At 59.3% G+C, this 24,156-nt stretch carries 30 protein-coding genes; 19 read left to right on the top strand and 11 right to left on the bottom strand.

The features are described 5' to 3' along the window. Positions 1–13: 13 nt before the first annotated feature. A complete protein-coding gene (locus CS903_RS05290) occupies positions 14–997 on the top strand; it encodes a GIY-YIG nuclease family protein (RefSeq protein ID WP_099332502.1) in 984 nt (327 codons plus the stop codon). Here the strand turns inward: CS903_RS05290 and CS903_RS05295 are convergent. Continuing rightward, entirely contained in the window at positions 961–1,209 is a 249-nt protein-coding gene (locus tag CS903_RS05295) for a helix-turn-helix domain-containing protein (protein ID WP_099332503.1), read from the bottom strand. The two genes, CS903_RS05290 and CS903_RS05295, sit on opposite strands and share 37 nt — an antisense overlap. Positions 1,210–1,466: 257 nt before the next feature. Here CS903_RS05295 and CS903_RS05300 point away from each other — a divergent pair, with 257 nt between their 5' ends. Further along, positions 1,467–1,688 carry a hypothetical protein gene (locus CS903_RS05300; protein WP_164996686.1) on the top strand — a complete coding sequence of 74 codons (222 nt, stop codon included), beginning with the start codon at positions 1,467–1,469 and terminating at the stop codon, positions 1,686–1,688. Positions 1,689–1,911: 223 nt separating this feature from the next. Here CS903_RS05300 and CS903_RS05305 read toward each other — a convergent pair whose 3' ends face one another. The 8 genes from CS903_RS05305 to CS903_RS05340 form a co-directional block, all read right to left on the bottom strand. Then, on the bottom strand, positions 1,912–3,882 hold the full coding sequence (locus CS903_RS05305; protein WP_099332505.1) for a DNA polymerase: 1,971 nt from the start codon (positions 3,880–3,882) through the stop codon (positions 1,912–1,914). A 75-nt stretch (positions 3,883–3,957) separates the two neighbouring features. Further along, a complete protein-coding gene (locus CS903_RS05310) occupies positions 3,958–4,497 on the bottom strand; it encodes a DUF2815 family protein (RefSeq protein WP_099332506.1) in 540 nt (179 codons plus the stop codon). Positions 4,498–4,500: 3 nt separating this feature from the next. Beyond that, positions 4,501–5,649 (bottom strand): DUF2800 domain-containing protein, encoded by a 1,149-nt coding sequence (locus CS903_RS05315; protein ID WP_207203766.1) that lies wholly within the window; start codon positions 5,647–5,649, stop codon positions 4,501–4,503. Continuing rightward, positions 5,639–6,019, bottom strand: coding sequence for a hypothetical protein (locus CS903_RS05320; RefSeq protein ID WP_099332508.1), 381 nt, complete (start codon positions 6,017–6,019; stop codon positions 5,639–5,641). The genes CS903_RS05315 and CS903_RS05320 overlap by 11 nt, the downstream gene beginning before the upstream one ends. Then, positions 6,016–6,198 (bottom strand): hypothetical protein, encoded by a 183-nt coding sequence (locus tag CS903_RS05325; RefSeq protein WP_099332509.1) that lies wholly within the window; start codon positions 6,196–6,198, stop codon positions 6,016–6,018. Before CS903_RS05325 ends, CS903_RS05320 begins: the two co-directional genes overlap by 4 nt. Then, positions 6,195–6,797 (bottom strand): RNA polymerase sigma factor, encoded by a 603-nt coding sequence (locus CS903_RS05330; RefSeq protein WP_099332510.1) that lies wholly within the window; start codon positions 6,795–6,797, stop codon positions 6,195–6,197. The genes CS903_RS05325 and CS903_RS05330 overlap by 4 nt, the downstream gene beginning before the upstream one ends. A 512-nt stretch (positions 6,798–7,309) precedes the next feature. Continuing rightward, the gene (locus tag CS903_RS05335) at positions 7,310–7,990 is read right to left on the bottom strand and encodes an ImmA/IrrE family metallo-endopeptidase (RefSeq protein ID WP_099332511.1); all 681 of its coding nucleotides are present in this window, start codon (positions 7,988–7,990) and stop codon (positions 7,310–7,312) included. Between the two features lie 28 nt (positions 7,991–8,018). Then, positions 8,019–8,399: a helix-turn-helix domain-containing protein gene (locus CS903_RS05340; RefSeq protein ID WP_099332512.1), complete on the bottom strand. Its 381-nt coding sequence runs from the start codon at positions 8,397–8,399 to the stop codon at positions 8,019–8,021. Positions 8,400–8,575: 176 nt separating this feature from the next. Between CS903_RS05340 and CS903_RS05345 the strand changes: the two genes are divergently transcribed. From CS903_RS05345 to CS903_RS05370, 6 genes are all read left to right on the top strand, one after another. Beyond that, complete coding sequence (locus CS903_RS05345) at positions 8,576–8,761, top strand: hypothetical protein (RefSeq protein WP_099332513.1); 186 nt, start codon at positions 8,576–8,578, stop codon at positions 8,759–8,761. Next, on the top strand, positions 8,758–11,055 hold the full coding sequence (locus tag CS903_RS05350) for a phage/plasmid primase, P4 family (RefSeq protein ID WP_099332514.1): 2,298 nt from the start codon (positions 8,758–8,760) through the stop codon (positions 11,053–11,055). The genes CS903_RS05345 and CS903_RS05350 overlap by 4 nt, the downstream gene beginning before the upstream one ends. Positions 11,056–11,190: 135 nt before the next feature. Further along, positions 11,191–11,469 carry a VRR-NUC domain-containing protein gene (locus CS903_RS05355; RefSeq protein WP_099332515.1) on the top strand — a complete coding sequence of 93 codons (279 nt, stop codon included), beginning with the start codon at positions 11,191–11,193 and terminating at the stop codon, positions 11,467–11,469. Beyond that, positions 11,450–12,805, top strand: coding sequence for an SNF2-related protein (locus tag CS903_RS05360; RefSeq protein WP_099332516.1), 1,356 nt, complete (start codon positions 11,450–11,452; stop codon positions 12,803–12,805). Before CS903_RS05355 ends, CS903_RS05360 begins: the two co-directional genes overlap by 20 nt. Beyond that, the gene (locus CS903_RS05365; protein ID WP_099332517.1) at positions 12,805–13,263 is read left to right on the top strand and encodes an ArpU family phage packaging/lysis transcriptional regulator; all 459 of its coding nucleotides are present in this window, start codon (positions 12,805–12,807) and stop codon (positions 13,261–13,263) included. The genes CS903_RS05360 and CS903_RS05365 overlap by 1 nt, the downstream gene beginning before the upstream one ends. A gap of 170 nt (positions 13,264–13,433) precedes the next feature. Then, positions 13,434–13,811 (top strand): HNH endonuclease, encoded by a 378-nt coding sequence (locus CS903_RS05370; protein ID WP_099332518.1) that lies wholly within the window; start codon positions 13,434–13,436, stop codon positions 13,809–13,811. 191 nt (positions 13,812–14,002) lie between these two features. Here CS903_RS05370 and CS903_RS05375 read toward each other — a convergent pair whose 3' ends face one another. Next, complete coding sequence (locus tag CS903_RS05375; RefSeq protein WP_164996687.1) at positions 14,003–14,896, bottom strand: hypothetical protein; 894 nt, start codon at positions 14,894–14,896, stop codon at positions 14,003–14,005. A 249-nt stretch (positions 14,897–15,145) separates the two neighbouring features. On the opposite strand from CS903_RS05375, the gene CS903_RS05380 reads away from it, so the two are divergent. The 10 genes from CS903_RS05380 (at position 15,146) to CS903_RS05425 (ending at position 21,304) form a co-directional block, all read left to right on the top strand. Beyond that, entirely contained in the window at positions 15,146–15,718 is a 573-nt protein-coding gene (locus tag CS903_RS05380; protein WP_099332520.1) for a P27 family phage terminase small subunit, read from the top strand. Between the two features lie 95 nt (positions 15,719–15,813). Continuing rightward, a complete protein-coding gene (gene metK / locus CS903_RS05385) occupies positions 15,814–17,007 on the top strand; it encodes a methionine adenosyltransferase (protein ID WP_099332521.1) in 1,194 nt (397 codons plus the stop codon). Next, positions 16,979–18,229 carry a site-specific DNA-methyltransferase gene (locus CS903_RS05390; RefSeq protein WP_099332522.1) on the top strand — a complete coding sequence of 417 codons (1,251 nt, stop codon included), beginning with the start codon at positions 16,979–16,981 and terminating at the stop codon, positions 18,227–18,229. The genes metK and CS903_RS05390 overlap by 29 nt, the downstream gene beginning before the upstream one ends. A gap of 115 nt (positions 18,230–18,344) precedes the next feature. Next, positions 18,345–19,121: a hypothetical protein gene (locus CS903_RS05395; RefSeq protein WP_099332523.1), complete on the top strand. Its 777-nt coding sequence runs from the start codon at positions 18,345–18,347 to the stop codon at positions 19,119–19,121. Beyond that, positions 19,118–19,345, top strand: coding sequence for a DUF4314 domain-containing protein (locus CS903_RS05400; protein WP_099332524.1), 228 nt, complete (start codon positions 19,118–19,120; stop codon positions 19,343–19,345). The genes CS903_RS05395 and CS903_RS05400 overlap by 4 nt, the downstream gene beginning before the upstream one ends. 91 nt (positions 19,346–19,436) lie before the next feature. Next, positions 19,437–19,784 (top strand): DUF7698 family protein, encoded by a 348-nt coding sequence (locus tag CS903_RS05405; protein WP_099332525.1) that lies wholly within the window; start codon positions 19,437–19,439, stop codon positions 19,782–19,784. Between the two features lie 194 nt (positions 19,785–19,978). Then, positions 19,979–20,146, top strand: a complete 168-nt coding sequence (locus CS903_RS09370; RefSeq protein WP_164996688.1) for a hypothetical protein — start codon at positions 19,979–19,981, stop codon at positions 20,144–20,146. A 25-nt stretch (positions 20,147–20,171) separates the two neighbouring features. Continuing rightward, a complete protein-coding gene (locus CS903_RS05415; RefSeq protein ID WP_099332527.1) occupies positions 20,172–20,510 on the top strand; it encodes a hypothetical protein in 339 nt (112 codons plus the stop codon). Between the two features lie 200 nt (positions 20,511–20,710). Next, positions 20,711–21,010, top strand: coding sequence for an Nmad4 family putative nucleotide modification protein (locus tag CS903_RS05420; RefSeq protein ID WP_099332528.1), 300 nt, complete (start codon positions 20,711–20,713; stop codon positions 21,008–21,010). A 30-nt stretch (positions 21,011–21,040) separates the two neighbouring features. Beyond that, on the top strand, positions 21,041–21,304 hold the full coding sequence (locus tag CS903_RS05425) for a hypothetical protein (protein ID WP_099332529.1): 264 nt from the start codon (positions 21,041–21,043) through the stop codon (positions 21,302–21,304). Positions 21,305–21,368: 64 nt separating this feature from the next. Here CS903_RS05425 and CS903_RS05430 read toward each other — a convergent pair whose 3' ends face one another. Next, the gene (locus CS903_RS05430) at positions 21,369–22,175 is read right to left on the bottom strand and encodes a hypothetical protein (protein WP_129587607.1); all 807 of its coding nucleotides are present in this window, start codon (positions 22,173–22,175) and stop codon (positions 21,369–21,371) included. Positions 22,176–22,355: 180 nt separating this feature from the next. Between CS903_RS05430 and CS903_RS05435 the strand changes: the two genes are divergently transcribed. After that, entirely contained in the window at positions 22,356–23,963 is a 1,608-nt protein-coding gene (locus CS903_RS05435; protein ID WP_099332531.1) for a terminase large subunit, read from the top strand. Positions 23,964–24,156 lie beyond the last annotated feature (193 nt).

Genomic DNA, 24,156 nt, shown 5'->3' on the forward strand with positions numbered 1-24,156 from the left:
GCAGAATGATTGCGTGAGTGGAAAACAGATCAAACTGTTTCTTGTCGAAGGAACAACTGGTGGCCTGACGACTGCGGAGATCCCGGAGCATTGGTCGGGTTTTGTCTTGTCGGCGATACGCTCGGATCTGTCTGCCCTTCTCGCTCGCGAGGAAGCACAACGAATGGGGGTGTATTTCCTACTCGGTGAAGACGCCGAGGGTAGCGACCGGGTTCGTCTGTACATCGGCGAGGGGATGGTCGCCGACCGTTTGAGGCAGCACGAGCACAACAAGCCGTTCTGGGATCGAGCAATCGTAGTCACGTCCAACGGATCCCATCTCACTAAGGCTCACGCCAAGTATTTGGAGGCGTGCCTAATACAGATGGCGCTCGCGGCCGACCGGGCTACGTTGGAAAACAGCAACGGAGGAAAACGCATTCCGCCTCTGCCTGAAGCTGACCGCGCTTCCATGAACTACTTCCTTGAGCAGCTCAAGATCGTTCTACCGGTGCTGGGCGTCAACGTTATTCGGGGACGGAACGCGAAGACCCCGGGGCAGCAGGGACGCCCCCAGTCGGGGGGCAGCGAAGAAGGAACGGCGCAGGGGGTCAACCGAGAGTCCCCAGTTTTCGTTCTTACCAACCAAAAACGCGGAGTTAGCCTGAGGGCCCAGGAGATTGACGGAGAGTTCACTGTCTTGAAAGGTTCGAAGGTGGTCGCCGAGTGGGATGGCAAACCTGGAACCGCCAATGTTAGGCGCAGCTATGGCGACCTGCGCGCGCGGCATGAAAAGCTCTTGGCAGATGGGGCAATCGAGCTGATCGACGGCATCGGCGTCCTGTCCAGAGATGTGCAGTTTGGGTCGCCGAGCGGGGCGGGCGGGGTCCTTCAAGGGTCTTCATGTCAGGGCCCCAAGATGTGGAAGATGGAAGAGAAACCCGAGATGACGTTCGGCGCCTGGCGAGCGCGCGGAGTTTCTCAGACGCCGTCCTCAGAGTCGGTGGGGCCGGCGTAAACCAGGTCTGCGACCTGAACTCCCAGCACACCGGCCATGAGCCACACATCTCTGAGATCCATTGATTCCTGGGCCTCAAGTAGTTGCTGCAGCCGCGAGGTGGGAATCCCGGTCACTTTTGCAAAGTCGACGATGCTCCACCCTCGCTCCTGAAGGATCAGCAGGACGTTTGTCCGAACATTCAAGTCCGCTTTAGTTACCGGATCACCCATACTTCCTCCTGTGCGGTTTTCGTATCATGACATGTTGCCATCGATCCAGGAGAAATTGTAGTCGCTAGGCTTTCTCATTGATCGCGCATCCGTGGCTGTTTTCTTTTTTTCTTTGGGTGCGAGTCCCGGCTTGGTCCTGAGTAGGGGGAACCCTGCCCACTGCTTCGATGGTGCGACCGGAGCGGACATTACGAGCTAATCCTCGGCACGGCGACGGAGTACTGTCCGCAGAGCTTGGCGGTGATATCGTTTTCGACATGCCCATGATTCACTTCACTGACCTCAATACAAGCGAAACCTACTTTCAGGTGTTTGCTACTAGAGCTGACGCCGAGAAGGCGCGTTCGGACCTTCGTCGGCAGCTCCAAGCGGGTGTTCCCATCTCCGTTAGCGTGATCAACGAAAAGACTCGCGCGAAGACGACTTTGGAGGTCGACCAGTCTGTCCAATTCATCGACTACGACCACGACCCTCTGTAGCGCGACACTGCTCTCTACGCGGTTGTGGTGCCTTCGATCTTGGAAGGAAGGGCTCCCGCTCGGCGCATATCGGTTATATGTGGCGCCGCCTTATCTCCAGGCCGTACGGACAGGGTGAACGGACCTCCCCGTTTGGTGGGCTGCGCCTCGCGTGGCTCGCGTCTTCTCTGCTCTTAGCCTGTTGATCCGCGTTGCGTGCTCACGCTCAGATCCGGTGTGTGGACTAGTCCTTTTTGTAGAAGCCACATTCGTACCCGTCAGCGTCTAGTGGGAGGCCGTCGGCCCAGGCTGGTGGTGTGGCCATGAGGTGACAGATGCGCTCGACGGTCACGCAGGAAGTAAGAGGCTCTTCTATGACGGCCTCATCATGAACGTGCATCACGATCTTGTGCCCGGCGTCGTCTAAGAGCTTGAGGGCATGGGTGAGGAGGTCCCGCGCGATCGCCTGCACAATGTTTTCGACCAGTTTCCCGCCGTAGGTTTCCAGCTTCTGCCATTTCTTGCCCGCACCGACACCCCAGTAGTTGATGGACGTGCCGCCCCACCGATTCTCCCCCAGGCTCGGTTGTACATAGGCGAGTTGGCGGCCCGATGGCAGAGTGATGAAGAGGATCCCCGAACGCACGGCGAAGGTCAGGTTGTGCAAGGTGATGCTGCTGTGGGTCGTGATGGCTTGGATGGCGGCTTCTTCCACGTCCGCCCACAGCCCCACGATGTTGGGGTTGGAGGCGCGCCACGCGTCAACCAGGGGTTTGAGCTCTTCCTCTTTCAGGCCCATTTCGAGGGCGCCCATGGCTTTCAACGCCCCAACTGACCCGTTGTAGCCACAGGCCAGTTCGGAGATCTTGCCTTTTTGGCGCAGTTCAGGGTTTGGGCCATGTTTGCCAACGGGGACCCCGAACATTTGACTGGCTGATTGGCAGTAGATGTCGCCTCCGGCTTGGAAGAGGTCGAGGCGCCAGTCTTCCCCGGCGAGCCAGGCGATCACGCGGGCCTCAATCGCAGAGAAGTCAGCGACGATGAACCTGTGCCCCGGAGCAGGAACAAACGCGGTCCGTACTAACTGACTGAGCGTGTCTGGCACTGAGGGGTAGAGCAGTTCCAGGGCGTCGAAGTGGCCAACGCGCACCAGGCCCCGCGCAGATTCAAGGTCCGGCAGGTAGTTTCTGGGGAGGTTTTGTACTTGGATGAGGCGTCCGGCGAACCTGCCGGTTCTGCCTGCGCCGTAGAACTGGATGAGGCCGCGGGCGCGAGAATCATCTCCCGCGACCATCTGCATGGCCTGATATTTCTTGGTGGAGGATCTGGACATGTCTGAGCGCAGTCTCAGGACTTCTCGCACATCTCCAACAGATAACTCCAGCGCCCGAGATACCTCTTGTCTTGTCAGACCCCCGATGTCGCAGCCCTGGGAGATTAGCCATTCCTTGAGTTGCAGGGGTGAGTTCGGGTTTTCTAGGCCTGTGAGGTCTTGGGCCCGGGCCATGGATTTGTCGTGGTGGCCTGTCGCGCACCGCACCGCATTGTCGACCAAGGTCTGGTCGAGGGCGACACCCCGGTCGTTGATCCGCTGATCCAACGCATAAGCCTCCCACTCCACCTCCGGCATGGGGAACGAAGCGAGGCGGTCTTGGATCGCGATCTCTACTTCGACGTCCCTGTGGTTGTAGTTCTTGAATTGTTGCCAGGCTTGCGGGTCGGAGGTGGGCGGGTTGAACTTGGTTCCCTCGTTGAGCACGGTGGGGGCTTGGGGCAGGCAGAACTGCTTGATGAGCTTCTTCCCCGCGGTGTCTTTCTGCACGGGAAGGGAGAGGACTCGGGCGACCGATTCCAAACTCATTGGCAAGCCAAGATATGCGGACCAGACCATGGTGCACCGCCACTGAGCAGGATCCAAGAAACCGTGGCCGGAGAGCGTGTCTGGGTGATGTCGGCGTAGCCAGGATGAGAGGCAGATTCTCTCGAACGCGGCATTGAACGCTGTTTTCGTTATGTTGGGATCTATGAGGGCGGCCAAGATATCTGGCGGCAGGATCTCCCCGCCTGCCAGATCTATGACACGCACCGGCCCACAATCTGTCGAATACGCGAAGAGGAGGATTTCGAAGTCGGGACTCTCGGCATATTTGTGGAGGCCGGATTTGGTGAGGTTGACGCTGGACCGGGTTTCCAGATCGATAGCGATGGTCTCCATGCCGCCTGCCTTTCAGGTAAATGGTTGTGGGGCGATGGCCAGGTTGGTCATCGCCCCACGAGCGTTGGTTAGTGACTAGGCGAGGAAGTCGGCGCTGGCACCAAAATCATCGGCGGCGGAGACATGGCCACCACCGAGGGGTTCCCCGTCGCGGGTCTTTTGAATGTTTCCCAGGCCGCAGGCGATCCCCTTGTTCCCGTTCGTGTTGAACGCATAGAAGCTCAGGGAAACGCGGCCGTAGCAGCCTGAGTACACCTCGGCGCGGTCCAGTATCGGCGCGACGTTCTCGTCCACAATCTGGGGTGGGGTCTTGCTGTTGGCGTTGAGGAACATCGCGCCCGCGTACGCTGGGTCATCCTTTTCCACATCCCCGTCGCGCAGTGGGAGTTTGAGGGCGGCCTTGTTGGGTTTCTTACCGCCGAACTTCGCGATCCCTGCTTCTATTGCGGCGTCGATCGCGCGGTTGATCGCCGTCAGGGTTGCCTGGTCACTTTTGGGGATGATCAGGGACACGGAGTACTTCGGTGCCCCTCCCTGGATGGATTTGGGTTCCCAAATGTTCGCGTAGGACAGTCGGACTTCACCGGTCACGATGCGAGTATCTGTAGTTGCCATTTTCTATTTCTCCTTCTTTGTTGTTTTCGTGAATTCGTCTGCGGCGCTCCGGGTGTCCAAAGCGCGTCGCTTATCGGTTTCGAGAACCAAGGTTGGTTTCCCTTGGGGTTTGATGACCAGGTCCCCGAGGATCTCGGTGAAGGTCTTCTTGCCCATGAGGCGCTCCATTTGGGTGAGCGCGATGAGTTTGCGGTCGAAAATGTCGGTGTAACCCGCGGTCTTCGCGGCTTCGGCGACGGCCTTTTCGTCCTTGTATTTGCGTATTGAGCGGCCTGCGACGACCTTGAATCCGGGCCACTGCTTGCCTTGGTTGATCGCCAAAGATGCCGCGTAGGCCTCCACGTCGGACGCCCACTTGGTGAGGAGCGGGATCTGTTTGAGGACCTCCGCGATCTCCGCATCCGTTAGCTCCGCCGGTGGCGCGAACTCGAGCCTGGCGAGTTCCAAGTTGGCTTCCGCCCGCGCTCTGCAGGTCGGTGCCAGTTTGCAAAACTGACACCAGGAGCCAGAGTGGAACTCGCCCGCGCCTGCAGCAGCGAGAGCCGCTTTGGGGGCGACCTCGGTTTCCGCCCACGTCAGCAGTTCTTCGGTGCTGATGGTCCAGGTGGAGATGTTGCCGCGCCGGGGCTGGAAGATCGTCACGGAGACTTCGCTGATGTCGTAGAGCGGTTCGAACGCGTGGAGCGCTCCGAGGGCGTACAACATCAACTGCGGGTTGTTCTCCGCCTCGACCAGGACTCCCAACCCGTATTTCAGGTCGATGATCTGCAGGCGGGGTTCTGCGATGATCACCGCGTCACCCGTGCCGAAGCCACCAGGAACCAGGTGAGAGAAGTCCAAACGCTGCTCAATCAGGAGCTGCGCGTCGGGACAGGTCTCCTCGGCAGCGGATAGCTGTTCGAGAACGAAGGTGGCGTAGTCGGTGGCGTGCTCCTCCATCTCGTCGTCCTGCCGTGGGGACACCGGCCGTTTGGACCGCTGCTTCATGTCTTTACGGAGTTTGTGCTCCGCGAGGGCATGAGCGGCGGTGCCTTGTTCGGCAGCGTCCGAGGTCGACCCGGGTTCACCGGATTCGAGGACGGCACTAGGCGGGCAGTTCATCCACCGGTGCGCACCCGATGCCGACAAAAGTGCGTGTTGGTCAGGCATCAGAGATCTCTTTCGCCCGGGCCATCAGCCACGCGTACTTGTCCTCGGGAACCGCGCTGAGCTTGTCTGCGCCAGTTGCTTCGATGAGGCTGCGCACCTGCTCGGTCTTGCCCGCCTGCGACAAGGCAGACAGGGCGGTGCGAACCTCCACCAAAGTCGCTGCCGGTTCCGAAGCCTCAGGTTCAGCTTCGACGGCGGGTTGTTCGCTCGGTGCGGTCTCGACGGGAGTGCGGGGGCGTCCGCCCGCCAACGCGTACTCATCCTCGATTCCATCGAAGGCCTGCTCCTCAACCCAGCGGGATAGTTCTGTAAGTCCTTCGTTGATTTGGTTGATGCCGTCGATGATCTTGTTTGCTGCGGGAATCGGGATCACTTAGAACCACCACCCATGACGCCTGCGGCTTTAGCTAGTTCGGTCAGGTTCAGCGTGGTGCGGGTTTTGGCGGCGGCGTGGGCAGGAGGGTGTGGTCGGCGGGAGAACAGCCGTTGCCACCACGGTTTCTTGGTGGGTTTGCTGCGTGCATCAATGATGATGCTGATTTTGTCGCTCATGCGTTTTGTCCTTTCGGTGTGGGCCACTCGGGCCGGTCACCTCTAAGACGGCGAGCAGGCAGGGAGTTAACCCCCCGCTTGGAAAGTTCGCGTCTGAGAGCTTCGAGCGCCCGGCGTTTACGTCCGGTCACAGCGGACTTAGAGACACCGTCACTGGCGGCGATTTCGTTGGCGGGCACCCTGTCGCGGTAGAGCGCTTCGATTAGTTCGCGTTGGGATTTGGTCAGTGCCTGCAGGGCTGAGACAAGGGCCTGGGAGGTCCGCTCCCCTTCCATGGTGTCGAGGATTTCTTCGTCGAGCCCTTCTTCGCCGATGCGGATCCTTTCGGCTAATCCCGTGTTGGAAGGGATGAGATCAGCGAAGTCATCACCGGTGCGGGTGGGCGTGTTGATCGTGTAGTTGTGGTCGCGGTGGCGACGGTGGGTTGAACGCTCAGGCGCGTTCAGGACCGTCTCGACAATCTCTTCGATGCTTCGCGGCGCAGCGTTCGGATCCTCCTTTCGCCGCAGCTCGAGGTCGTTGTCGACCATCACTTGGATTTCTGCGTCGGTGACTTCCACTTCGATGGTGGTTTGGTCGCACAGGACGTGCAGTTTCATTTCGGCTCCTTACGGATCGGGTGATCCGTAAGGGCCGTTTCTTAATCCGCGGGGAACAAAAAGACGGACCAGTACACCAAAACCCCAGGGAAGGGATTCTTTGGTGTCCTAGTCCGTCTAGCGGCTCTGCGGATCACAGCTATTTAGTTGAGAGACAGTTGGTTAGCGGGAAGGGGTCACGTCAGGGACCCACATGTTTGTGGTCGACGGCGCGGGGGGTTGCATGGTGCGGGTTCGTGTGTTTGGCAGAACTGGCCGTTCTCGAACCACAAGGTTGAGCGGGCGTTCTTTTGGACAATCTCAATGCGCTGGCTGCAGCGATCAACCTTGGCGATGGTTTTCCCCGCCGCGTTACGTACGACCTCTAGGTGGTCGAGCGGTGGCTCGAGGGATTGGCCATGGGGTGGAAGCATTACTACGTTCTCCAATCATCTAGTTAGCGTGTTAGCGGAGTTGCGAACACTTAGGGTAAATGAATAGCCACCAAACTCTGGTGGCCAAAGTTGTAGGGGTTATGCGACCGCGGGAGCGGTGAGCTCGTATCCCGTGAGGTGGGAAAGACGAGTGCGCGCCGCAGAGCGTGAAACCCCAAAAGTCTCCATGAGTCTGTCACTCAAGGGTTGAGCGACCATGTCGAGGGGGTCATCGTTGAAGTACTCCGCCCGCATGCGAAGTACGGGACGAATGGGCATAAGGAGCGCGCCAGCCAAATGGTTAGCCTGCCACTCGCGCCACCTTTCCCCAGCGGCCGGGTCGCATGGGTTGGAACGAGGGCGGGTCTTGAATCCTAGATCCACCCGGGTGAGCACCGCGTCCTCCCCGGGAGAGAAGTCTGCTTCGAGCGGACGGTGCAAGATGATGTGTGCGCACTCGTGCGCCAGTGTGAATCGACCACGGCCCTCATGGCTAGCATTGACGTCCAGGAAGATCGTCTTCTTCTTGGTTTTGACCATTTGATGTGTGCCCCGCGCAGGATCCCACAAGCACACGACGCCGTCGGAGAGCGCCGTGAATCCATCGGTGTGTCCATCGGCTGACAGGTTGCCGAAGTCGAGCGTGGCTCCTAGGAACAGCTCAGCAAAAGCATCAACATCCAAAGGCTCCCGGCTGTCTACCGCTGCCGCGCCTCCATACTCCGAGAGAGTCTGGACGGCAATGGCCTCTAACTCAGCCGCCGAATATACAAAATGCAAAAGTAGGCTCCTCTTTCTCTGTTTTCTCTTACTGGTGCGTGGTTTCTTCGCTAATGACTCTCAGAACCTTTTCCCATCCATCGGGGGAAAGGTCTGCATCGCGCGCCCGGCGCAATGCCACCCGTGCCATGTCGGTTTCCATGATGTACCCCGACAGGTCTGAAGACACCTGGTCATCGCGGGTGCGAGCCGCTAAATCAAAGAGCTGCTCACGCTCTGTGGTCGTGAGAACCAGAAGCCGAGCAATCTCGTCCAGTTTGTGTGCGGGCGCGTAGCGCCTCCCCTTCTCAATATCACTCAGGTATGCCGGAGCAATATCAAGCTTTTCTGCGAAACCACGCAGCGTGATTCCACGCTCCTTCCGGCGGGTCGCTATGAACTCGCCGAACGCGAATACGTCGGTTTCCACGGGTTCGCCTCCTCTCAAATGTAAGCATGTTTGCGAACACGCTCAACAGTAGCGGCCCCCGCTGGTGTTCGCAAGTGTGCGTACACGCCAGCTTGCATTTTGGGGGTTAACTCGCTGCTTCCTGCCCGTCTAAGAGACGAGGCCGGAAATACCGGCTGCCCGAGTGAGGAACACCTATGTCCAATAGTGAAGGCACCCCAAGCGCCGAAGAACTGCTTGGCGACATCGACTTTCTGATCGCCTGCCTTGAGCGCATCCAGGTCCAGAACCGACTCATCAACGACCTAGAAAACCTGGCCGCACAGCAGGCCCAAGTCATCGCCACCTACGCAGATCTTGCCCTCGGAGGCGAGGAGCGATGATACCAATGACCTTGTTCTGCGCTGACGTCGCAGGCCACCAACACAACAAGCACTATCCGCGAAAACTCACCATCGCCAGTCCCGATGAGTTGGCGGACGCGGTCCGGTGGGATCACGTTGCCGCCCAGTACCAGGGGAATCTGCGAGGCAACGCCAACTATGAGACCGCAGACTGTCTGGTCATGGATGTTGACAACGACCACTCGGAGGACCCAGAGGACTGGATTGCGCCCGATGATTTGGCGGCCCTGTTGCCTGGGGTGGCGTTGATGACGGCAACCTCCCGCAACCACATGAGACCCAAGGGCATCGCAGTGGCGAGACCCCGGTTCCATGTCTACTTCCCGATAACGTCGACCGCAGACGCGAAGGAATATGCGGGACTCAAGCGCCTCCTGGCTGGACGGTTCGAGTTCTTTGACCGTCAAGCGTTGGATGCGGGACGGTTCATCTTCGGCACCCACAACCCCGAAGTCACCATGGTTGATGCTGCGCAGACGGTGGATGCCTGGCTTGATGCGGCTCAAGACCAGGACTTGTTTGCCCAGTTCGACGCCGACACCCAGGCCATTGGGGAAGGCTCCAGGAACTCCACCATGTCCCGCTTCGCCGCCCGGGTCCTCATCCGCTACGGCAACACCGGTCAGGCGCGAGAGTTGTTCGACCGCAAAGCCGACCTGTGCAGACCACCCTTGGGGGACGCGGAGTTGGAAGTGATCTGGCGGTCCGCCACCCGATTCGCCACGAAGATCGCTGCCGACCCGGATTACTTGTCGCCGGAGGCGTATGCGAACCTGACATCGTTGCGGCCTCGGGATATGACAGATGTTGGGCAGGCCGCAACCATGGCCGAAGAATACGCAGACCGGCTCAGATATTCGCCTGCCACTGATTGGCTGGTATACAACGGGGCGTTCTGGGAAGAATCCGCCCCCGACGCTCAAGGCGTCGCCCAAGACCTAACCGACCGACAACTCGAAGAAGCAGAGAGCCTGGTGGAGTCGGTGCGCGCGAAGATGGACAACGCGGGCATCACCGCCCTCATGGGCCTTGGCGCATCCCGGCAGAAACTCCTCGGCATGCTCACCCCCGCCCAGATGGCGGTGTTCCGCGAATACGAGGACGCTGAAACCTATCGGAAGTATGCGTTGAAACGCAGGGAGTCCAAGTCGATCACCGCCTGTCTGAAAGAGGCACGTCCGGTCATGCAAACCACCCCGGCTGCTTTGGACGCGGACCCGTACCTGCTGAACACCCCAACAGCGACCTACGACCTCCGCCAAGGCTTATCTTCGGGACGTAACCACGCGGCGGCGGATCTACTGACCAAGCAGACCAGCATCGACCCCAGCATCGAGGGCGCAGACATTTGGGGTGAAGCCTTGAGTGTTTTCTTCCAAAGCGACCCGGAGTTGATCGGCTACGTGCAGCGCATCGTCGGTTTGGCCGCCATCGGGAAAGTCATGGTCGAAGCCCTCGTCATCGCCTACGGGGATGGCCGCAACGGTAAATCCACGTTCTGGAACACGGTGGCCCGCGTACTCGGCTCCTACGCGGGAAACATGTCCGCCGACGTTTTGACGGTTGGTGCCATGCGCAACGTGAAACCCGAGCTCGCTGAAGCCAAAGGGAAACGTCTACTGATTGCTGCTGAGTCCGAGGAAGGCGTGCGCTTGTCGACCTCCGTGGTGAAACAGCTTGCCTCCACGGACCAGGTGTATGCGGAGAAGAAGTACAAGGCCCCATTCGCCTACACGCCGTCCCACCAACTCGTGTTGTACACGAATCACCTGCCGCGGGTTGGGGCGATGGACACCGGCATTTGGCGGCGCCTCATCGTGGTGCCATTCGAAGCGAAAATCCAAGGCAAGTCCGACATCAAAAATTACGCCGACCACCTCTACGACAACGCAGGCGGCGCCATCCTCGCCTGGATCATGGAAGGCGCCAGACTCATCCACGCCGAACACTACAAACTCAACCCACCCCGCCAAGTAGTGGAAGCGTCCGCCGCCTATCAGGAGGAAAACAACTGGTTCGCCCAGTTCCTCGAAGACTGCTGTGAAGTCGGCAGCGGCCTCGAAGAGCGTGGTGGCCCGTTGTATGCGGCGTACCGGGAATGGGCGAAACGCACCTCCGGATGGGCGCGCCCAATGATCGACTTCAACGCCGTCTGCGAACAACTCGGATACACCCGACACCGAACCAAACGCGGCGTGATGGTAAACGGCCTGCAACTCCGCTCCGAGTTCGATGGTCTAGAAACCGCGCCAAATAGCGGATCTGAGTTCTGAACAGTGCGAAGGGTGACGAGAGGTGACGGGTCGTTTCGTACTTTTCTTAAGCCATGTTTTTCTGCTCCTTAAGGAAAGTCCTATAGCGGTCGTCACCGGTCGTCACCCCTCAAGAAAATCGTGAGAGGAAAACCGTTGAAAGAACAACACATTGAAGCAGTCTTGAAGGCTCGCATTGAGGCCCTGGGCGGGTTGTGCTGGAAACTAGTCTGCCCGGGGACCACCGGGGTACCTGACCGGATATGCATGATGGGAGGACACGTCGTGTTCGTTGAGGTAAAAGCACCGGGCGAAAAACCACGTCCCATCCAGAACCTGAGGATCCAGCAACTACGCGACCAAGGATTCCAAGTCACCGTCCTAGACAGCCTGGATGGGATAGAGGAGGTTGCCCGTGCGCTACAAGCCGCATGACTACCAGGCCCAGGCCACCAAGTTCATTCTCGACCACAATGAAGCCGCAGTGCTCCTTGGGATGGGTTTAGGCAAGAGCGTCATCTCGTTGACGGCAATCTGGGAGTTGGTCCTCGACTACTTCACCGTCACCCGCATTTTGGTGATCGCCCCTCTGCGGGTGGCTCGGGACACGTGGCCCGGGGAACTGGCGAAGTGGGACCACCTGGAAGGCCTCACCATGGCGGTCGCTGTCGGCACGAAAGCCCAACGGCTGGAGGCTCTCGCCCAGGGTGCGATGGTGACGGTGATCAACCGAGAAAACATCCCCTGGCTGGTTACCCACTACGGGAATGCGTGGCCCTTCGACATGGTGGTGATTGACGAGCTGTCATCGTTCAAGAACCCGCGAGCGAAACGCTTCAAAGAACTCACCCGCGTCCGCCCCCACCTCACCCGCATCGTCGGTCTGACGGGAACCCCGGCCGCGAACGGACTCATGGACCTCTGGGCACAATTCCGCCTCCTTGACGGTGGCGAGCGTTTGGGTCGGTACATCACGCACTACCGGAACCGCTGGTTCACCCCGGACAAGCGCAACGGCATGCAGGTGTTCACCTACAAACCCAGGGATGGTGCAGAAGCCGAGATTTACGGGGCGATCTCGGACGTGACGATCTCCATGAAAACCACGGACCATTTGCGGCTGCCGCCTCTGACGGTGACAACCCACATGGTGGAGATGTCTGAGAGGGAGGCCCGCACATATGACGAGCTGCGGAAAGATCTGGTGGTCACCCTCGAAGATAATGTCATTGACGCCGCCAACGCTGCTGCCCTATCAGGGAAGCTCCTGCAACTTGCCTCCGGGGCGATCTACACCGCAGAGGGTGACACGGTCACGGTTCACGACCGGAAACTCGACGCGCTCGAGGACCTGATCGAGGCCGCCAACGGCGAGTCTCTTCTCGTGGCCTACTGGTTCAAGCACGACAAGACGCGGATCCAAGAGCGGTTCCCCGAGGCCCGGGAACTGAAAACCAGCGCCGACATTGCGGCGTGGAATGCGGGTGAGGTTCCGTTGGCGTTGATTCACCCCGCCAGCGCCGGACACGGGTTGAACCTACAAGCGGGCGGTCACTTGCTCGTCTGGTTTTCGCTTACTTGGTCTTTGGAGTTGTACCAGCAGGCGAACGCCAGGCTGTTCCGGCAAGGACAAGACCAGCCCGTCACCATCACCCACCTCGCGGTAAAAGACACGCTCGACGAGGCAGTACTCGCCGCTTTGGAGGCGAAAGACACCACGCAGGAGCGGTTGATCGACGCCGTGAAAACCGAACTCAGTAAGGAGCAGTAATGCACGTAATGACCAAGTACCTCGACACCCGGAAGGCCGCCATCAGCGCCCTGGAGGACTTCGCGTTGATGGAAAGCCTGGCGGAACTACCAGCCGAAGAAATGGGGGATCAACTGCGCGCCGACCTCACGGCCCCTGCTAGCCCGCGCTTGGACGGCATGCCCAGCAGCCACGACCCGAAAGCCGGTGAAGCACGCGTCTGTGCGACGCTGGACAAGATCGACTTCCTCGGTGAACGCAGGCGTCAGGCCCGGGAGTACCTGGACTGGTTCCTGCCCGCCTGGGCGAGGCTAACCGAGGATGAACGGTTCGTGTTGGAGACGTTCTTCCTCGGCGAAGGAAGCCGTGAGGAAGCCATCGAGAAGATCAGCGACCACTTCTACATCGAACGCAAGAGCGCCTACGACAAGAAAAGCCGGGCAGTTCGCCGCTTCGCCACCGTCCTGTACGGCGCGTGACCTGGACGCTCATTGGCAAGCGTCAAAAGGTGTCGCCAACCGGGGATGCTTTTTGACATTCCCCTATGGGAATCTGTAAGTGGTTGAAAAGTAGGAAACCTCGCAAGGCCCCAAGAAGCTCCACTGGCTCCGGCTTCTTGGGGCCTTGCGGCACCCAGGGAGGACACGTCATGCCGAGGTATCCAAAGCGCGGCTGCCAAACCCCCGGCTGCCCCGAGCTAACCAACGGCACGTACTGCCAAGCCCACCAACGCGCGGCCGACGAGCGCTACCGGAAGTTCAAGCGGGACCCGGAGATCAACAAACGCTACGGGCACGCGTGGCGAAAGATCCGCGCCGCCTACGTCGCCGATCACCCCCTGTGTGAGGACTGCGAAGCAGACGGCAGACTGACCCCGGTCCAGGAAGTCCACCACATCCTCCCGCTGTCCCAAGGTGGAACCCACGACTCAAGCAACCTGCGATCCCTGTGCAAGCCTTGCCACTCAAGACAATCCGCGAAAGACGGAGACCGCTGGAGCACCAGGGGAAAGGTCTACTCGTACTAAACGCGGCCTTCACCGCCCCCGGGAAGTGAAACCTGGTCCTGTTTTGGAGGGGTGGGGCGGTCTGAATCTCTACAGGCCCTCCCACACGTCAGCGGGGTGGCCCACCGCGCGCAAAGTTCCCGAATCAAACAGGGTATTGACCCCTGGCCCGAGAACCGAGGCTTTCCCTGCTCTGAAACGCGCGTTGATCTTCAGAGCAGTTCCAGCAGGCCGCGCTCGATTTGAAACATAGGTTCGTCCCAATCAAACCCAACAATCCGCAGGTGCTCATCGACTACCTGTGACAGCCGTCGTATCGCTTCGTGTTCGTCACTTCGCGGTAGGGCGTTCTCACCGGAAGGAAGCAAACCTAGCATCTTGCGGAAGCTGTCGAACCACTGCGGAAGTCGCAATCGAGCTTTTGCGTATCGGAGATCATCGAGTTCAAGCGAAAGGCGGTCTCCGGAACTCTGTTCGTAGGCGACGCAATAGGCCAACTGCTTAAGCGCAATCAGCGCCTGTGAACCAACCTCAAGGGCCAGACGCTCGACATCTAGGTGCAACTGGTACTCAGCCACAACACCGATTAATGATTTCTCTAACCACAGAATGACGTCACTGGGGTTCCAAACGGAGCCGTCGGTGGGCAATCTCGTGAGCGCACCTAGTTCAGCTCTGTATTCGTCAATGACCGCAGATGCTGACGACAGGAGGTTTACACTCTTCCAACTTTCGCTTTCCACTTCCCCTGTTGATTCGCCGCGCTGGTACATAGCAACGTGGTTCATTTCGTGGACGAGCGTCTTCAGGAACGTGAAAGCAGCATCTGGGTTGGCGCGGTAATCGAGCGCCTGCGCAAACATGTCAGCGTGGACGAGAACATCGAACGTGTCGCCGTTTCTCATGGTTTTCCCGCCGACGAATCCCTCTCCTCGTGAGAGGTTGTATGAGTTCGCTGCCTTGGTGTCGCCAAACCTTGCTCTTGTGGACTGAACGAAGTCGCCCGTTATCACGAGTTTGGCGTTCTCAGGCGTGTGGGCGATCTCGGTCGCCAGGTTAACGCAAATGACCAGGAATTCGGGCGGCGGTGAGGACTCAATAATCAACTCAGCAAACTCAGGACTGACTGTCTCAAGCTGAACTTGCACTAGGGGAATATCAGGCTGCTGCATGCTTGCCTTTCGCGAGCAGGGTCGGACAGAGGACTATCGCCATGTGAACACTGGTGCGCAGCATGCACGGCGAGCTCCATCGCCAAAGTATCAGTGCGCTCCGACAACTCTTCGTTGTCGCCGGGGCGGCTAAGCACTCGTTTCTCCCTCTGCGGTCGCCGAGGCAAACATGGAAGACAAATAATGGCGAAAGATGGAACTAACCGTGGTGGCCGCAGAGTTCGAGCGGGCGCGAAACCGGATGCGTTGAATGAGAAGCTGCAGGCGGGTCGGCCTGCTACGCGGATGAGGGTTCCAGACCTAGACCCGTTCGATTTTGAGGGAGCCGACATTGGTGACGGAGCGATCCTCGCTGGTGAACCTATGCCGGAGCCTTCTGGCTACTTGAGTGCGGAGCAGCGCGATGGGAAACCCCTGGGCGCTGACCTCGTCTACCGGGAAACCTGGGACTGGCTTGATCAGCGGGGCTGCACCCAGTTCGTCGCTAAACGCCTGATCGAGGCGTACGCGCAGTCTTTCGCCCGTTACGTCCAGTGCGAGGAAGCGATCTCCAAGTTCGGTCTCCTCGGCAAGCACCCCACTACGGGCGCGGCGATCGCTTCGCCGTTCGTTGCCATGTCGCAGAGTTTTGGCAAGCAGGCGAACGTTTACTGGTATGAGATTTACGAGATCGTGCGCGCTACCTGCACCACTGACTTCTCTGGTTCAACGCCGGGTGACGACATGATGGAAAAACTCCTCCAAGCCCGCAGCTAGCCCCCACGCTTCACCTTCTTTCTTGCAGCATCCCAACCGTGGGGTGCTGTTTTTGTTTACCCATGTTTTCAACCATTGAAAGTGAGAACCTTCTGATGTCTATAGTCAAAACCGCTGAGGCCGTCTGTGTTGGTCATCCTGACAAACTGTGTGACTTGATCGCCGACCGGGTCCTTGACGACATCCTGTGGGAGGACAAGACCGCCCGCGTCGCCGTAGAAGTGCTGGCCGCAGGAAGAACGATCACAGTTGCCGGGGAAATCACCACCAGCGTGCGCCCCCGTATCCGTGATTCTGTTCGGCAAGCGTTGATCAAGGCTGGGTATGAGCCGTGCCGGTTCCGGATTCGTGTGCGGGTGCGCCGCCAATCCCCAGACATTTCGGCTGGGGTCACCACTTCTTTGGAGGCGCGCGGCGGGGATGAGTCCGCGTTCGCTTTGCAGGGCGCTGGCGACCAAGGCACCTTCTACGGATACGCCACTTCGGGAACCAAAGAAATGCTGCCGCTACCCCTGGTCCTAGCCCACGACATCTGCAAGCGCCTCGACAAAGCCCGCCAAGATGGGCTGATCAAGGGCATCAAGCCGGACGGGAAAGCGCAAGTCAGCATCACCTACGACAGTGCGGGCCGTCCGGTTGAAGTGTGTGCGGTGGTGGTGTCTGTGCATCATGACGCGAAGAAAGACTTATCCGAGTTGGCGCGTGAGGTGAAGACCCTCGTCATCGGCCCCGCCTGCCAGCCACATCTCCCCATCGCCGATAATGCTCACGTCTTGGTGAATCCGTCGGGGAAGTTCACGCTCGGCGGGCCAACCGCAGACACAGGCCTGACGGGGCGAAAACTCGCCGTCGATACCTATGGTGGTTTGGCCGCTCATGGGGGTGGCGCGTTCTCCGGGAAAGACGCCTCCAAGGTTGACCGGTCCGCGGCCTACATGGCCCGCCTAATCGCCAAGACCATCGTCACCGCAGATTTGGCGGAGGAAGCGACGGTCGCAATCTCGTACGCGATTGGGAAAGCCGACCCGGTCGCGTTCAGCGTCGACACCGCAGGCAGTGGCCTCTACGCCGACTCCCTGCTGACGAAGGCCGCAAGCGCCGTGTTCCCGCTCCGCCCCGGAGCGATCATCGACGCTTTGGATCTGCGCGGCCCTGGCCTCTCAAGGTTCTCTACCTACGGTCACTTCGGTGATGGTGGCGCGTGGGAGAACGAGTACAAGTACAAGCGCCAGTTGGAGAATGAGGTGAGGCGCCTTGCAAATGCAGCTAAAGACCATACCGATTGGTAATCTGACTCCGGCGGACTACAACCCGCGTAAGGAACTGGGGCCTGGGGATCCGGAGTTCGACAAACTCAAACGTTCCCTCGACGAGTTCGGTTACGTTGAACCGGTCATCTGGAATAGGACCACCGGACGCGTCGTCGGAGGCCACCAACGCATCACCGCCCTCAAAGCCCTCGGCTACGAGGACGTGGACTGTGTTGTCGTCGAGTTGGACGAGACCCGTGAGAAGGCCCTGAATATTGCGCTCAACAAGATCAATGGTGAGTGGGACCAACATAAACTCTCCCTCCTGATCGCAGACCTAGACGCCAGCGACTTCGATGCAGAGTTGACCGGGTTTGATGATGAGGAAATCCAAGCCATGATCGGCTCCCTCAACGAGACCGAGGTGGAGGACGACGGGTTTGACCTCACCGCCGCTCTTGAGGAGGCAGCGTTTGTGGAGCGCGGCGACATCTGGACCATCGGACGACACCGCCTGGTGTGCGGTGACGCCACCAACGAGACGGACGTTCAAGCGTTGATGGGTGGGAAGAAAGCGAACCTGGTTCTCACCGACCCGCCATACAACGTCGCCTTCGAATCCTCCGACGGGTTGAAGATCGCGAACGACAAAATGCAGGCGGACTCGTTCTACGACTTCCTTTATGCCGCGTTCACTCAAATGGCTGCCGCGACCGAGAAGGGCGGCTCGGCTTATGTGTTTCATGCGGACACGGAGGGGGTGAACTTCCGCCGCGCCTTCGTTGACGCGGGCTTCCACCTCTCCGGGTGCTGCATTTGGGTGAAAAACTCTCTCGTCCTTGGAAGGTCCCCGTATCAGTGGCAGCACGAACCAGTACTGTTTGGTTGGCTCGGGAAGGGGAAGCACCGCTGGTATGCGGACCGGAAGCAGACCACGGTGTGGAACTTCGACAAGCCCCGCAAAAACTCAGATCACCCCACTTCTAAGCCTTTGGATTTGTTGGCTTATCCGATTGGGAACTCCACCCAGGCCAACGCGATCGTGCTCGACACCTTCGCCGGTTCCGGCTCCACATTGATGGCGTGCGAGGCGACCGACCGCATCTGTTACGCGATGGAACTCGACGGAAAATATGCGTCCGTGATCCTGCGCCGCTACGCCGAGCACACCGGAGACGCCGCCGGGATCACCTGTAGTCGCGGCGGCAGGGAGTACGCGTATTTGGATTTGGTGCGCGATGTTCAACGGGCAGGTGAGTGAGCGAAATCCCTTGAAAACACTGGGGTTTCCGGCTTGCTATATGTGCCGGGTAGAGCGTGTATGTACATGACCAAAAAGCCCCACGCCCGGTGGGGCCACTCGGAAGGAGCCGGTCATGAAAACCCTGTTCACCCCACAGGCCAAGCAAGCCCGGAAGCACCTAGCCCAGGTGATCGGCACGGTCCTTGGCGGCATCAAATCCACCTATTTGGGGGCACCAAGCATGGCCTACCAAATCGGCCTCGTCACCCTGGAACGCGACTGGACCGTCACCTGGCCCACAGACCTGCCCGCGCGGGACGTGGACCTGATCGAAGCGGTCGCCACCCAGGAAGGCTACAAGGTGTCGCGCAGCGCAGGCTCACCTGAACAGGCGGCCGAAGAAGCCCCCGCGCAGGCCTCCAACGAACCCTCTGAGGAATCCGCCGGGGAAGCCGCTCGGGAAGATGTGGGGCTGACGCTCTCGTTCCCAACTACCGGGTGGGATGAGCGCACGCAGGCGAACCTGGTGGCCATGCTCGCCTCCAAACGCACCCTCATCACTAAGGCCCTCGACCTTCCGGCACTGCCGGTGGAGTTCACCGAAGACCAAGTGTCCTTCCCCTGGTTCACAAGCGTGCCCGAACCGGAAGTAGCCCAAGCCGTCGCACAACTGCTGGCCGCGATGATCGACGCTTCGAAGAAGGCCAGCCGCGTTTCGTCGAAGCCGCCAGCGGGTGGGAATGAGAAGTACGCGATGCGCTGCCTCCTGCTGCGCCTGGGGTTCATCGGCATCCAATACAAAACCGCCCGCAAAGTCCTGATGGGGAACCTTGAAGGCAACGCGGCGTGGGCCAACCCACCCGCGCCACAAGCACCCCAGCCAACTCAGGCCGCGGGGGTGACAGCGTGAGCACCGAGAACGTACAGCCCGGCCAGCGGGTCCGCCTGGTCTACACGTCGGATCCGTATTCGGACCTGCCTGCTGGTAGCGAGGGCACCGTCATGTTCGTTGATGACCTCGGCACCGTCCACGTCGCCTGGGATTCGGGGTCCACCCTCGGCCTCATCCCCGGCGAAGACAAATGGACAATCACGCCGGATAGCAACACGACTCCTAGAGACATAGACCGCTAGGAATCGTTGCTATTACGGGGCAAACCGGCTGGATAGTGTGTGGAACCTATGGCTGTATGTACACAAGCAAACAAGCCAAGAGGAGCCAAATATGAACACCACCGAAACCCTGGAAAACCAGATCGCCACCCGCACCGAAATCAACTCGCCCTCAGTTATTTGGGCCTACGTGGTCACCAAAGAAACCGGGAACGAGCACCTCGACTTCTCCGAGTACATTTCCGACACTGACCTGCCGGGCCTGACCAAAGAGCTCGACGCCCTCGGAATCGACACTTTCACGGTCAGCGCCGGTCACACGGGCATGGCGGCCTTCCTACAGGGAATCTGCCAGCAAGGCTGGAACCTGACGGGAATCACCAACGTGAAAGAACGGTTCGTGGACATCCTCACCGGTGAACGCCGCGAGCGGCCCGCCTTCAAACTCGAACGCAACTGACCCCGACTCACCCCGAGAAGCCACCCCAAAAGAAGGGGTGGTTTTCTCACGTCCACCAACCCTAAAACCAGGGCGCAACCTAGAGACGTAGGCCGCTAGAAATCGTTGCTATTACAGGGCAAACCCGCTGGATAGTGTGGCGAACCTATGGCTGTATGTACATACGCAAACAAGCCAAAAAGGAGCCAAAGAAATTGAGAATCCCGACCTTCCAAGACACCTTCAACCGGTACGTCGAATGGAGCATCGAGCGCCAGGAAATCCACCGCGAACTCGGCAAGTACTGCCGCAAACTCGGCCTGGACTACGACGAGGTAGTCGAGCACATCAGCCGCGAAATCGCAGCTAACCGGTCAATCTGACAACCAACAGAATAGGGAGTCAAGAATGAATGTCACCAGCCACCAGGATGCCTACCAGGGAAGCCACTACACGATTTGCGGTGCCGGAGGCGACCTAAACGCATGGGTCGACGGCTACAACAAGCTGCTCGCCGAGGAAGGAATCGGCACCCCCACCTACTGGGCGCAGACCACCGGGGAGAACATCAACAACTACGCCGCCACCCACGGTGAGGTGACCGACCCGTTCCCCGCGGACCTGACAGTCCTGACCTTCCCCCTCGAAGGCCTCCACCTCGGCAAACTCGCCTTGTTCCGCCTGCGCATGGAAGACCGCTGGTTCGACGACATCATCGACAACATGACCACCGAGGAAACCAACTAACCGGCAACCGCCGCACCGAGAAGCCACCCCACGAGGGTGGTTTTCTTGCTTGTCCGTGCCCGGAAAGCAAGCCGATTCACCCTTGTTTCCTAGAGATACACATCTCCAGTTTTCGTTGCTATTGCTGGGGAAACCGGCTGGATAGTGTGCGAAACGTATGGCTATATGTACATACGCAAACAACACCGAAGGAGCCGAAAATGCGAAACAACGAAGAGACCTACACCTGGACCACCGAAAACCTCCAGATGCACACGGATCGCTGCTACGGGGCGGTCCTCCAACACGGAGATTACGTCCTGGTTTCCGACCTGGTTTGGATCAAAGGCGAAGGACAAGTCAATGACGCAAGGGTCTACCGCCTCGCCGAACAGCCCATCCCAGGGGTGCTTTCCACCTCAAGGTCAGCCATCGAATGCAAACTCGACCTGGTCACCCACGCCCGGGACTCCTTCGAGGACGCAGGCCACGCCATCGCCTGGTGCCTCACCCAAATCTGAAACCCGCCTTCGAGCCAAGGAGCAACGACCATGCGAAACCTCTACACCCCCAGCCTAGAAGCCGACATCCGCGAAGCCTGCACAAACGCCGGGGCCGCAGAGCCCTTCCACAACCGAAATGACATCCTCGAAACCACCCTGGAAGACGGAGCAACCAAAGTGGTGTTCGTTCCCGACGAAGCCCTACGGCTGGTGTTCCAAACCCATGGGAAGCTCACCGGCAGTGTTGCCCTCAAAGGCCACATGGAAAACCCGGTGATGATCGCCCTGATCTTGGAAAAGGCGAACATCTAAACCTGCTAAGGCAACCAGGCCCCTCAGCCAAATGGCTCAGGGGTGTTGCTCTTATCCAATGCCTTTATTGGAGCCCAAAAGTAGTGGAGGCCACGTCGTATGAGGACTCCGAGAAGGGCTCAAGGATGACGCTTCCACCGTATTCGGCTCCTTCGAACATGAAGGAGAACGTCCCAAACGCACCGTTTGCCAGTTGGTTCGGACCGTCGTACATGGTCGATTGTGACTGGCGCCCATCTGGGGCCATGTATGTGGCCGAGAGCCACAGCCCTTCCGAAGACGACTTCACGTCGAACACAGCAACCACATATCCGCTGATGGACTTGTACGACGCGATTAGAGTCGCCTCTCCGATGTCTCCTAACGGCTGAGCTTCGCCGCTTCCCATCGAGATTCGCCCTGCCAGAGGCTCGCCACCCGCGTCAAAATCTGCGATCTTGTCGCCAACGTGCTGGATGTTCGTGTACTCCGAGCAAGGGTCTCCTGAGTTTAGGCTCTCGGCGCACATCTCGAAGCCACCATCAATCTTGTTGACTGTGCTTTTCTCAGAAGAAAACCCTCCGTCGCGAGCAGCCTGGTATGTGGCCGCCAGGTACGTAGCGTAGGCAAACGCGTTCGAATCGGGCGCTGCCAGTGCGGCTGCCTCAGCTGCGACTTTGGGGTCACCTGTTGCTAGTTTGTCGAAGTACTCCTTGATCTCAGCTTCCGAGGGGCCCTCCGGTTCCTCCTGCGCCTCGGACTGTGGTTCAGCAGATTGAACCACATTCACGGTGGCATCCTCAGCCGGGGTCGATGCTGGAGTGCCTGAGCAGGCACCAAGGGACGAAGCACCAAGCATCGCAATAACGATTAGGAGCATGAGTTTTCGCATGTAGTCGACTGTACGCCAAAGATTCAAGACTCGCCCTGACTTACGTGACCGCAAAAGGTGCGCTCGACGGGCGGTGGGTCCGCCGTTGGGTGCCGAGCCAGGGACGCGACCGACTGTCGCATATCGGTTTGTGTCAGCCGCCCCCACAGACGCTGTTTCGAACTCAAGGAGTGAGTACGCATGACCTCTCGCAGCGCAACCCGCTACCAGCCAACCCGGTTCATGGCTGAGGGCTCCCACTACGACGCTCGTCGTGCGGATTACGCGGTGGCGTTCATCCAGGCTCTGAAACACACGAAAGGCCGATGGGCGGGGAAGAGCTTCGATTTGATCGGATGGCAGGAGAAGATCATCCGCGACCTGTTCGGCACCATCAAAGCCGATGGCTACCGCCAGTTCACCACCGCTTACGTGGAGATACCGAAGAAGCAGGGCAAAAGTGAACTCGCCGCCGCCGTCGCACTACTGCTGACGTGTGCTGATGGGGAGGAACGCGCCGAAGTGTACGGGTGCGCTGCTGACCGTCAGCAGGCCAGCATTGTGTTCGAGGTCGCCGCTGACATGATCCGCATGAGCCCCGCTTTGGCGAAGCGAGTGAAGATCCTTAGCAGTCAGAAGCGCATCGTCTACAAGCCCACCAACAGCTTTTACCAAGTGCTTTCAGCGGAGGCGTATTCGAAGCACGGGTTCAACATCTCTGGCGTCGTGTTCGATGAGCTGCACACCCAGCCCAACCGCGCCTTGTTCGACGTGATGACGAAAGGCTCCGGCGATGCCCGTACCCAGCCGTTGTATTTCCTGATCACCACCGCGGGCACGGATATTCACAGCATTTGTTTTGAGCAGCACCAAAAGGCCCTTGACATTCTTGAGGGCAAAAAGGTCGACCCGACGTTCTACCCCGTGGTGTACGGGGCAGGTGCGGACGAGGACTGGACCAGCGAGGAAGTCTGGCGTAAAGCCAACCCGTCCCTGGACATCACGGTTCCGGTCGACAAAGTCCAAGCGGCGTGTGAGTCCGCGAAGCAGAACCCGGCCGAGGAGAACACGTTCCGGCAACTCAGGCTAAACCAGTGGGTGAAACAGAGTGTGCGGTGGATGCCGATGCACACGTGGAACAGCAACCAAAACCCAGTCGACCTCTCCGACCTGGAAGGCCGGGTTTGCTATGGGGGTTTGGACTTGGCGTCCACCACGGACATCACCGCGTTCGTCCTCGTATTCCCACCCGTTCACGATGATGAGGCCTACGTTGTTGTGCCGTGGTTCTGGATCCCCGAAGACAACCTCAAACTGCGAGTCGCCCGCGACCACGTTCCCTACGATCTGTGGGAGAAACAAGGCTTCCTCCAGACCACTGAGGGCAACGTGGTCCACTACGGAGCCATAGAAGCCTTCATCGAAGAACTCGGCACCCGCTTTGATATTCGGGAGATCGCGTTCGACCGTTGGGGCGCCGTCCACATGTCCCAAAACCTGGAAGAAGCAGGATTCACCGTGATCCCGTTCGGCCAGGGCTTCAAAGACATGAGCCCACCATCCAAGGAGCTAATGAAACTCGCCCTGGAAGGCCGCCTGCAGCACGGGGCACATCCGGTGTTGTCGTGGATGGTCGACAACATTCACGTCCGCACCGACCCGGCCGGGAACATCAAACCCGACAAACAAAAGAGCACCGAGAAGATCGACGGTGTGGTCGCCACCATCATGGCTCTGGACCGCGCCATCAGAAACGGTGGGACCCCAAGCAACTCCGTCTACGACACCCGGGGCCTACTCGTCTTCTAACAGGAAGGACCAACCATGGGTTTTCGTGACTGGTTTGTGCGTCGTCGTAAGGCTACGGATTTCGCTCCGGCGGGTTCGTCGTATTCGTTTTTGTTTGGCCCGACCTCTTCGGGCAAGCAGGTGACGGAGCGCAGTGCGATGCAGATGACTGCCGTGTATTCGTGCGTGCGGATCTTGGCTGAAGCGGTGGCGG

Origin of the sequence: Actinomyces minihominis (assembly GCF_900187855.1) — a bacterium.
GTDB classification, from domain to species: domain Bacteria; phylum Actinomycetota; class Actinomycetes; order Actinomycetales; family Actinomycetaceae; genus Scrofimicrobium; species Scrofimicrobium minihominis.